The following is a 10682-nucleotide window of genomic DNA, read 5'->3' as shown; positions in this document are numbered from 1 at the left end:
CGGCCTTGAAGTTGATGTTTTCGACCTTTACGGCAGATTCATTAGGCAGAAGGGAAGACATGTCAAGCTTGACAGTTGTATTGCCAACCTTAATAGAAGTCTCGCACTTGATGCCATCCTTGTAGTTCTCCAAACGGGTCACCACGGTGCCGCCGTTGGGAACAGTCTTCTCCAAATTGTTTTCGCTTTTGCTGGTGATCTTGATGGGACGATGGAGAGCGTCGTGCATCGTAAGGGCGATGTAGTGGCCACTCTGCTGCTCTTGAACAGAGGAGAACTCAGTCCAATTATCGGCCTGAAGGGCCTCGCCGGTAAAGGTGTAGTTGCCGTCGCTGCCTTTCTCAGGCTTGCAATCGACGAAGGTCTTGCCAAGAATCTCACCAGAAATGCCCCCAACAGTGAAGCCCTGTGTTTCCTTAGCATCGTCGTTGGCAGTTACCTCAACTGTGGTCGCCTCTCCAAGCGGGGTGTGGTCTTTCGGCAACTCAGCCCATTTGTTCTCATCGCTTACCACATCGCGGGAACTATTTTGGTCTGCTTTAGCGGGCTTATCACCATAGAATACCTCAATTTTGTACTTGCCGGTCGTGAGCTTATCTGCACTGGTGGCCGGCTCTATACCTTCGGGCCAATGCTCAAACTGAGATTTATTAGCAAGGCTAAAGCTGAAAATGTTATGATCTGACGCTTTGGTCTCCTGAGCCTGACTCTCAGCCAGAATAATGCCGAGCGCCTTTTCGCCCGCCTTCTCGGTTGTATCAGGGAAAGTTACCTTTGCCCAAATGATTTTCCCAGCTTCGATAGTAGGAGCTTTAGGGAATTTAACGGAAAAAGTGTAAGGGGCTGTGTTATTTTCATTCAACCCGCTCGCAGCCACAATATTGCCTACCTCAGCCAGATAGAAAATCTCCTCTGGCTTGTCTGGGGCCGTGGTTGGCTGCTCCTCCGCCGCAAACGCCGCCATGGGCAGCATGGTGAGCAGCATGCACAAGGCCAGAATTCCGGCAAAAAACCTCTTTTTCATTGCGAAAAAGCCTCCTTCTTGTGTTTATACTTGCTTTTTTGTAAGTTCTGGCGTTGAGGCCCGCCGATAGCGGCACTATCGCTTGTGTCCCGCTTTCCCCCTCTCTACAAGATACCGCCGTATCTGCCGCTGCCCCCTCGCAGAACGCGCCTCCTCGCCTTGTGAGCACCTTACAAAAAAGTGTACTTTTTTGCAAGAGAGCCCGTCTGCTTGAAAGCACCTTAAGTGTACCACAGGTTGACTATTTTTGCAAGGGGTATTTATGGAAAAACCGGCAGAATACCCACCAAGTTTTGCACAAATCCACCTTACAAAAAAGTACACTTTTTTGCAAGAGAGCCCGTCTCGTATTCTTCCGCCCCTTGCAGCAGCCCGGCCTTGTAGCGGAAGGTGGAAAGCGCCATGCCGCACTGCCGCGCCGCCTGGGCCCCGGTGAGGGCCCCTGCCCGCCACTGGCGGTAGGCGGCAAGGTAGCTTTCGGGCAGGGGGGCGGGGGGCCGGCCCAGGCGCACACCCTTTTCGCGGGCGGCGGCAATGCCCTGGCGCTGGCGGCTTTTGATGCTTTCGCGCTCGCTTTGGGCCACAAAGGAGAGTATTTGCAGCACCAGGTCGGCAATAAATGTGCCCATCAGGTCCCGGCCCTGGCGGGTGTCCAGCAGGGGCATGTCCAGCACGCAGACGTCGATATTTTTCACCTTTGTCAGCAGCCGCTGGTATTGGGGGCGGTGGAAGTCTTTGCCGGACTGCTTGTCTACAAAAATGCCCTGGGGCGGCGCGCCTGCCTGCTGCAGCGCCGCCAGCTGCCGGGCCTCGTTCTGGTCGCAGCTGGACACCCGGGCATAGCCGTAAACTGCCATAAGCTGTGCCTCCTTTTGCATTCTCTTTGACATATTGTGCCCGCAAATGCCAGAAAAGTGGTGGGAGCCTATGAAAAAAGGTGGTTGATTCCCCTGCCGGAACAGGATATAATAGCGGAAAAGCCCCTATTAAACCAGCAGAAGGAGAATCTCCCATGACAAATGTCAACATTTATCAGGCGGAAAGCCGCCGCTATGAGGCCATGCCCTACCACCCGGTGGGCCGCAGCGGGCTGCGCTTTCCGGCGGTGTCGCTGGGGTTCTGGCACAATTTCGGCAGCCGGGACAGCTACGACAACATGCGGGCCATGGCCCGCACTGCCTTTGACCACGGCATTACCCAGTTTGACCTGGCCAACAACTACGGCCCTGCCTATGGCAGCGCAGAGGAGAGCCTGGGCCGGCTGCTGCGGGACGACTTTATGCCCTACCGGGACGAGCTGGTGATTACCACCAAGGCCGGGTATGACATGTGGGAGGGGCCCTATGGGGACGGCGGCAGCCGGAAGTATCTCATGTCCAGCCTGGACCAGAGCCTGAGGCGCATGGGGCTGGACTATGTGGATATTTTCTACCACCACCGCATGGACCCTGACACCCCCTTGGAGGAGTCGCTGCAGGCTTTGGCGGACATTGTACGCCAGGGCAAGGCTCTGTACGCGGGGGTCTCTAACTATAATGAGGAGTACACCCGCCGGGCCATTGGGTTCTTCCGAGAGCAGCACTGCCCCTTTGTGGTGAACCAGCGGGCCTATTCCATCTTCAACCGGGAGATTGAGCGGGACGGAGTGAAGGAGCTGTGCGCCAGGGAGGGCCTGGGCATCATTGCCTTCAGCCCCCTGGCCCAGGGCCTGCTCACCGACAAATACCTGAAGGGCATTCCCGCTGACAGCCGTATGGGCCGGGACCCCCGGTTCCTGACTGCCTCGGCCCGGACCGAGGAGCGGCTGGGGCAGATCGACGCTTTGAACAGGATTGCCCAGCGCAGAGGACAGACCTTGGCTCAGATGGCCCTCTCCTGGGTGCTGCGGGACGGCAAGGTGTGCTCGGTGCTCATTGGGGCCTCCCGGCCGGAGCAGATTGTGGAGAACATCTCTGCGGCGGCTCGCACCGAGTTCTCTCCGGAGGAGCTGGCGGAAATCGACAAGATTGCAGGGTAAGCCCCGGACCCAGTCCTGAGCAAAGAAAAAGAAGCAGGCACACAGAAGTGTGTCTGCTTCTTTTTTGTGACCGCAGTCAAAAGAGGCGTTCTTCCTTTTTGGGGACCAGGCTGCGCCGCCCAGCTTGAAAATCGGTGGATACCGATTTTTATGTGCGTTTCCTTGAGTCCTCGGTCCAGCGGCCTGTGGGGCAGCGTTGGACCTGCTTGGCCGCTCTCACCTCCACAAAGCAGCCGCACTGGGCGCACATGGCGTTTTGCAGGCTTTCGCAGGCCCGGCACAGGGCCAGGCGGCGGGCGTACTCCTCCGGCGGGGTCTTCTGCTCGCTGGGGATGCTGGCAATGTACTGATAGATGGACCGGAAGTATTCGCCGTCCAGCTCGTGCAGGAGGCAGCGTTTGCAGGCGGGGCGGTTCATCTCAGGGTAAACGCCGCCACCGAGCAGGCGGGCAGTGTAGCCTTGAAACCGTCTTTGGTCAGCGCAGCGGCCAGGGGGCTGGGCTTCACAGCTTCCTCAGAGCCAAAGTCGTTGAACGCGCCGGGCTCGCCGGTGAGCACCCGGCCCTGAATCTGGCTTACCTTGCCCAGGCCCGTGAGGGCGCAGTCCAGCTCTGCGCTGTCTTGAGCGCTCAGGTTTGCCACGGTGACCAGCAGGCCGTTCTGGCTCTCGCTGGCGGAGAGGTGCAGGTTGGGCACCTGGTTCTCCCCCTCGCCGGCAAGCGCTGCCCCGATGTAGCTCTCCAGCTGCTTGGCTCCCTGGTGGCCCTTATACATCTCAAACACATGGTAGGTGGGGGTGAGCAGCATGCTCTTGCCCTCGGTGAGGATGACGGCTTGCAGCACGTTCACCAGCTGGGCAATGTTGGCCATGACTACGGTGTCGCAGTGGTTGTTGAAGATATTCAGATTGATGGCCGCGACTAAAGCGTCCCGCATAGTGTTCTGCTGGTAGAGGAAGCCCGGGTTGGCGCCCGGCTCCACGTCGAACCAAGTGCCCCACTCGTCCACGCACAGGCCCACCTGCCGGTCTCCCTGATACTGCCGGATGATGCGGCTGTGGTTCTCCACCAGTTCCTCCATGTAAAGGGTGTTGGCCAGGGTGGAGTAATACTCGCTGAGAGGGAAGCCGGTGGCCGGGCCCTTGTCGTTCCAGTCAGCGGTGCGGGGGCGGGTGTAGTAGTGCAGGCTTACCGCGTCCACACAGTGCCCGGCCTGCTCCATGACCACCTTGGTCCAGCGGTAGTCCTCTACATTGGCCCCAGAGGCAATCTTATAGATCTGGTGCTGACTGTCGTAGTTGCGCATATATGTTGCGTATTGGCGGCAGAGGTCCGCGTAGAACTCTGGCCGCATATTGCCCCCACAGCCCCAGGCCTCGTTGCCGATGCCCCAATATTTCACGTTCCAGGGGGCGTCCTGGCCGTTGCGGCGGCGTTCCTCCGCCATGGGGGACTGGCCGCCCATGTTGCAGTATTCCACCCAGTCGGAGAACTCCTGCACTGTGCCGCTGCCCACATTGCCGGAGATATAGGGCTCGCATCCCAGCTGGCGGCAGAGCTCCAGAAACTCGTGGGTGCCAAAGCTGTTGTCCTCCGTCACCCCGCCCCAGTTGGTGTTGACAATTTTCTTGCGGCTCTCCTTGGGGCCGATGCCGTCCCGCCAGTGGTAGGTGTCGGCAAAGCAGCCCCCGGGCCAGCGCAGCAGGGGAATGCCCATTTTCTTCAGGGCCTCCACCACGTCGGTGCGCATACCGTTGACATTGGGGATGTCTGAGCCCTCGCCCACATAAATGCCGTTATAGATGCACCGGCCCAGGTGCTCGGAGAAGTGGCCGTAGATATTGGGGTGAATGACGCCTTTGGAGCGGCTTCCGTTGATGATTGCTTTTGCCATATGAATGCCTCCGTAATAGGATTGTTGACGGGTTATAGGAAACGCACTTGAAAATCCATATTTACCGATTTTCAAGCAGGGCTGCGCGGGCACGCCTGTGATTGCGTTAACTATAACAGACTGCTGTGACTACATAGTAACAGATAAGCAGCCTGAAAGCAACCGGAATAGGGAGAATTTCCCGTTATTTTTCCACCCGGCAGAGGCGGAGCCTGATTCCCGGCCTGCCCGGGCACAAGAAAAAAGCGTCGGTCCGGCCGGCTGCCCGGTCAGACCGCTGCTCTCTGTCTTTCCTATTATATATAGTATGTTACTTTTCGTATGCCTTTGCGCTGATCAGGTAGTTCATCAGATGGGCCACGGCCTGGCGCAGGTGGGCAAGGTCTACCCGGCCCTCCTCATAGCCCTTGAGCACCTGGGCGATGACCGGCGGGCCTCCGGGCATGATGACATCGTTGCCAGCCTGCACTGCGTCCGCGCCGTCCACCACCATGTCCATGTCTCCCCAGTCGGTGACCACCACGCCGTCAAAGCCCCACTCCCCCCGGAGAATCTCTGTGCACAGCACATGGTTCCCGGCGGCAAAGGTTCCGTTGAGCTTGTTGAAGGAGGTCATCAGCGTGGTGGGCTTTGCTTTGGTCACCACCTGCTCAAAGGGCCGCAGGTACAGCTCCCGGGCGGCCCGGGCGGTGACAATGGTGTCCACCGCGTCGATGTTCTTCTTGGCGTTGCCCCGGCGGTAGGTCTCCTGCTCGTTCAGGGCAAAATGCTTGGGGCACAGGGTGATGTGGTTGTTCTCCTGGGCTCCCTTGGTAATCTGGACGCCCATCAGCCCGCACAGGCAGGGGTCCTCGGAGAAATACTCAAAGGCCCGGCCCTCAATGGGGTTGCGGATCAGGTTCATGCCAGGGGCCAGCCAGCTGCCCACCCCCATCTGCTCCGCCTCGCAGCCGCAGGCGCTGCCGAACTCATAGGCCAGCTCCGGGCTGAAGGTGCAGGCGATCATCATGCCGGTGGGCCAGGCGGTTTTGCCCACACCGGCAGGGCCGTCCTTATACCAGGTGGAGTAGACGCCGTACTTCTCAATGGCGGGATTGCAATAGCCCATCATGGCGCTGGGATGGGTGTTGCAGGCAATGTCCTTCCCCTCCTCGTCCTGTATGGTGGCGGGCAGCTCCTCATGACCCAGCCCCCCAAAGGGCAGGCCCGGGCCATAGCCATTGCACAGCACGGCCAGCTCCTTCAGGCTCATCTGGTTGACAAAAGCCTCCATGGACACCTTCCCGGCGGCTACGTCCGCCAAAGTGGACTGCGCCGGAGCCACATCATTCTGGTAGGCGGTGTGGCTGGGCCAGTTCACGGCCAGGCAGTCTGCTGTAACCGTCAGCCGGGGCAGGCCGGCAAGACTCTCCGCCGGGCGTTGGGCCTGGGGCGACAGAAACTCCACCTTGCCGCGGTTGACCGGGCTCAGGCCAATGTCTGCCGTGACCTTGCGGGTGACCAGCTGCTCCGGCAGGTCCAGCGCCGCTGCCGGGGCTGTGTTGTGAGAGCCGGTCCCCACCAGCAGGGCGTACTCGCCGGGCTCCAATACATAGCACATGCCGACCTCGTCAAAAGAGGCCAGGTCCTCCAGGCCGCAGCACAGGGCGACCTCGCAGCTCTCCCCAGGCTGAAGCAGAGGCGTTTTGGCAATGGCCTTCAGCTCCTGCCAGGGCTTTTTCAGCCGGCCGGCGGGGGCGTGCACATACAGCTGCACGGCCTCCTTGCCCGGGTATTGGGCGGAGGTGTTCCGCACTGCCACCGGGACTGTCAGCTGTCCCCCTGCAATAGTGGGGCTTCCGGCCTGCCATGTAAAGGAGGCGTAGCTCAGGCCAAAGCCAAAGGGGTACAGCACCGGTTTCTGGAAGCTGTCAAAATACCGGTAGCCCACATAGACGTCCTCCTGGTACACAGTGACCGGGCTGGCCGCAAAGCCCTTGCTGCCGTTCTGCTCCTTGTCCAGTCCATAGCTCTCGTAGGTGAGCAGGGCCTCCGGGTCCTCCCGGGTGCAGGAGAAGTGCCTGGCAGTGGGGTAGTCCTCATAGCGCAGGGCGGCGGTTTGGCTCAGCTTGCCCGAGGGCGCTGCCTTGCCGGTGACCAGGTCCGCCAGGGCTCCGGCGGCCTGTTCCCCTGTGGGGCCCATGAACAGGGCCGCTTTGACCTGGGGGTACTGCTGGGTGCAGCTCAGGTCCACCAGCCCGGCACAGTTGAACACCACGGCCACCTTCTCAAAATGGGCGCAGGCCTGTGAGAGCAGCTCCTGCTCTGAGGGGGTGAGATGATAGTCGTCCTCCACCCGGCGGTCGCACTCCTCGCCGCCGGTGGCCCGGCCAATGACCACCAGGGCGGTGTCTGTGCCCTGGGCCGCGGCCTGCCACAGCCCGCTCTGGGGGATGGGCTCCTCCTGGGCAGCGGTGTAGCGGCCAAACAGTTCGTAAATCATGCCGCTGGCCACCAGGCCCTCAAACTGCTTGCGCCAGTCGCCGCCCTCCTGCTGCTTCTTTTCAGCCTCCTGACGGCGCTGTTGGGCAAGCTCCTGGTAGAAGCCGTCCAGGCCGGGCTCAAGGGTAAGGCCGGCCTTTGCCAGCTCCTCCCTGATTTGCAGGGAGCCCTCGCTGTGGGAGGCCCCGGAGCCCGCCCCGCCGATGATGGTCTCCAGCTGGGTCTGGCCCAGCAGGGCAATGGTTTTTCCGGCAGGCAGCGGGAGAAGCTGGTCCTCGTTTTTCAGCAGGACCATGGCCTCTACAGCCAGCTGCCGGGCCAGGGCCAGGCGGGGGGCCTGGTCCGCATAGGTTTTGTTCATGGTATACGCTCCCTTCTTGCTGATCTGATGCTGTCATTATAGCAGAGTCTGAACGCCCGCGCAAGCCCGCGACTTGGGCCGTATGCTTTTCGACTGCAAGGGGAAAGGCGTAAAATTTCTAAGGCTTGCGTTGAAACAGGGCCCGTATTTTGCCGAAAAGGCCCTTTGCCCTCCCCTCATTGGAGTGGGCCGCATAGAACTGTTCCTCGCTTTTCTTCCCGCCCGTCACCATGATCTGGGTGTCTACACTGACGCCCGAGGGGCCGCTGGGCTGGGAGCTGTTCATGGCGATGAAGGGGTCTTTTTTGGGCTGGCTGTTCTTCATGGGGCTTCCTCTCCTTTCTGCCGGGAAAACATGCTTTTGTTTGACGGAGGACCTTGCCTGCGGGGTGGACCGGCTCTGTTTTTCTCTGGCGGGCTCAGGCCTCCGCCTTGAACTGGATGTTGGTTTTGTAGATGCTCTCGCCGAACACGGTGAAGTTCAGCAGGCCCGGGGTGATGCCCTTTGGCGCGCCCAGAATGCGGATGCGGGCAAAGCTGGCCACCACAGTGTCAATGGGGTGATAGGCCACGGACAGGTCGGTCTCGTTGTGCGAGAGGTCTGCTGCAACGGTCCAGCTCTTTCCGTCCAGAGAGGTCTCGATCACATACTGGTAAGCGCCGCCCAGTACCCCGGCGTTCAGGTCCATGCCAATGTCCTTCCACATCACCCGGAAGGCCGGCACATGGTAGCGTCCGCCCAGGCACACGGCCAGGCTGGGCTCCTTGTCCTCCGGCGCGGGCTGCCACCAGGTGTGCAGGGCCTCGTCCAGGGCGTACATGGGGTAGTGGCCGTCCGCCCAAGAGGAGGCCTGGGTGGTCTTGAACACTGTCACAGGCACCAGCTCTGTGGCGTTGCCCAGCTCGGGGCGCTCCATTACCCCGGGCCGCCACTGGGGCACGTCGATGCCTGTGAGGGCGAACAGGTTGCCCTCCTCGTCAAAGCCCGCCGGGTCCATGCCGATGCGCCGCTCCATGGTGGCGTCCACGCACAGGGGGATGGTGTAGAAAATCCACAGGCTGTCATTGGGCCCCTTGACAAAGGAACCGTGGCCGCCGCCCTTGCACAGGCCCTTGTCCCGGTTGCGGGAGACAGGGTTTTTGGCCTGGGGGCGGAAGTCGCCCAGGGGGGAGTCAGCCACATAGGCGCCCATGGCATAGGTGTAGAACTCTGTGCCCGCGCAGGAGTACACCAGATAGTACCGCTCCCCGTGCTTCACCATCCAGCTGCCCTCGATAAAGCCCAGGCCCCAGTTCTCGTTGTTGCCGCCGTACCGCTCCCAGTAATTCTCTTTCACAAAGGGAATGAGCACCTTGGGGCTGGTGAGCAGATGGTTGGGCCGCTCCGGGTCCAGCTCGGCCCCCAGAATGGCGGGCCCCAGACCAAAGTACAGGTACAGCCGGTCATCGTCGTCCCGGAACAGCATCACGTCCCCTGCCACAAACTCCCGGCCGTCGGGCAGGGTCCAGTCCCCCACCTGGGTCCAGGGGCCCACAGGGTTGTCGGACACAAACAGCGGGGTGTTGTTGGCCGCGCCGTAGTATTTGCCGTGATACGCCTCCACCGTGGGGGCCATGGGGGCGGAGATGGGCATCCAGCTGTCCTCATGGCGGACGGTCCAGTCCGCCAGATTTTCGCTCTCATACACTGCGCCGGAGGTGATGTAGAGATACCATTTGCCGTCAAAATAGTAGGCGGAGGGGTCAGCGGTAGCCCGCACGTCGTTCTGGGCGGCTTTGCCGTAGGCAAAGTTCAGCACATCCCCCAAGCCCTTCATGGGGACGGGATGGCCGTCCTCCTCCATCAGCGTGTCCATGCTCACCAGGGGCTTGCCGCCCCGGCCCCAGGCATAGGAGGCGTCCATACGGCGCATGGCAGCCTGGCCGTCCTCGTCAGGCTGAATCCGGCTGCCTCTTGCGGGCAGGACAGGATAGTCGGGCAGAACGATGGGATTGATAAAGGTCTTGCGGATATCGATTTTCATAAGGAGGCTCCTTTCAGTTTCGGTTGACCCGGGGAATGCCCGCCGGGGCGCGGCGGGTGCCTGGAAACAGCCGGAGATATGCCGATTCCCCTGCCGGATGGTCAGGGGAATCGAACGGAATGAATAAATGAACGAACAGGCTTAGCCCTTCACCGCGCCAATCATGACGCCCTTGGTGAAATACTTCTGAATGAAGGGGTAGAAGCACATGATGGGCAGGGTGCTTACCACAATGGTGCAGTATTTCACCAGCTTGCGTTCCAGCTGGGCGTTTTTCACCGCGTCGGCGCTGCTGGTCATGACCTGGGTGTCGTTGAGCAGCAGAATTTCACGCAGGATCAGCTGCAGGGGGAACTTGCCCCGGTCCTTCAGGTAGATCATGGCCGGGAACCAGGAATTCCAGATGCCCACTGCGTAGTACAGCAGAATCACCGCGATGGAGGCCTTGCTAAGAGGCACAATAATGCGGAACATGATGGTCCACTCGTTGGCGCCGTCCAGCTTGGCCGACTCCTCCAAGGACTCGGGCACCTCCATGAAGGCTGTGCGCAGAATGATCAGGTTGAACACTGAGATGGCCCCGGGGATGATGACCGCCCAGCGGCTGTCATACAGCCCCAGGTTGCGCACCACCATGTAGGTGGGCACCATGCCGCCGTTGAACAGCATGGTAAAGGAGATAATAAGCATGAAAACATTGCGGAACTTGAAGCTTTTGCGGGACAGGCAGTAAGCGCCGATAATGGTAAGGATCATGCTGATGGTGGTGCCCACAATCACATAAAAGGCGGTGTTGGCGTAGCCTGTCAGAATATTGGGGCTGCTGAGCACAATGCCGTAGCCGCCGGTGGTAGGCTTGCCCAAGGGGGCCCACACAAGCCC

At 60.4% G+C, this 10682-nt stretch carries 9 protein-coding genes; 1 reads left to right on the top strand and 8 read right to left on the bottom strand.

Features of this window, described 5'->3' with window-relative positions; genetic code table 11:
* The coding region (locus tag ACTO5E_RS08365; RefSeq protein WP_482302959.1) for a hypothetical protein at positions 1-1024 on the bottom strand (1024 nt) is incomplete at its 3' end.
* A 308-nt stretch (positions 1025-1332) separates the two neighbouring features.
* Positions 1333-1881, bottom strand: coding sequence for a recombinase family protein (locus ACTO5E_RS08360; protein ID WP_482302958.1), 549 nt, complete (start codon positions 1879-1881; stop codon positions 1333-1335).
* A 155-nt stretch (positions 1882-2036) separates the two neighbouring features.
* Here ACTO5E_RS08360 and ACTO5E_RS08355 point away from each other — a divergent pair, with 155 nt between their 5' ends.
* A complete protein-coding gene (locus ACTO5E_RS08355; protein ID WP_482302957.1) occupies positions 2037-3041 on the top strand; it encodes an aldo/keto reductase in 1005 nt (334 codons plus the stop codon).
* Positions 3042-3189: 148 nt separating this feature from the next.
* On the opposite strand, the gene ACTO5E_RS08350 is transcribed toward ACTO5E_RS08355, so the two are convergent.
* From ACTO5E_RS08350 to ACTO5E_RS08325, 6 genes are all read right to left on the bottom strand, one after another.
* Positions 3190-3459, bottom strand: a complete 270-nt coding sequence (locus ACTO5E_RS08350; RefSeq protein ID WP_482302956.1) for a DUF6171 family protein — start codon at positions 3457-3459, stop codon at positions 3190-3192.
* Entirely contained in the window at positions 3456-4934 is a 1479-nt protein-coding gene (locus tag ACTO5E_RS08345) for an alpha-N-arabinofuranosidase (RefSeq protein ID WP_482302955.1), read from the bottom strand. Before ACTO5E_RS08345 ends, ACTO5E_RS08350 begins: the two co-directional genes overlap by 4 nt.
* A gap of 310 nt (positions 4935-5244) precedes the next feature.
* The gene (locus ACTO5E_RS08340) at positions 5245-7776 is read right to left on the bottom strand and encodes a beta-glucosidase (protein ID WP_482302954.1); all 2532 of its coding nucleotides are present in this window, start codon (positions 7774-7776) and stop codon (positions 5245-5247) included.
* Between the two features lie 118 nt (positions 7777-7894).
* Positions 7895-8101 carry a hypothetical protein gene (locus ACTO5E_RS08335; protein WP_482302953.1) on the bottom strand — a complete coding sequence of 69 codons (207 nt, stop codon included), beginning with the start codon at positions 8099-8101 and terminating at the stop codon, positions 7895-7897.
* Between the two features lie 94 nt (positions 8102-8195).
* Positions 8196-9800, bottom strand: a complete 1605-nt coding sequence (locus tag ACTO5E_RS08330; RefSeq protein ID WP_482302952.1) for a family 43 glycosylhydrolase — start codon at positions 9798-9800, stop codon at positions 8196-8198.
* A gap of 141 nt (positions 9801-9941) precedes the next feature.
* The coding region (locus ACTO5E_RS08325) for a carbohydrate ABC transporter permease (RefSeq protein WP_482302951.1) at positions 9942-10682 on the bottom strand (741 nt) is incomplete at its 5' end.

The organism is Acutalibacter sp. (assembly GCF_056800975.1).
The sequence above is the reverse complement of the archived record's forward strand: the minus strand, read 5'-3'. Positions and strand labels throughout refer to the sequence as shown.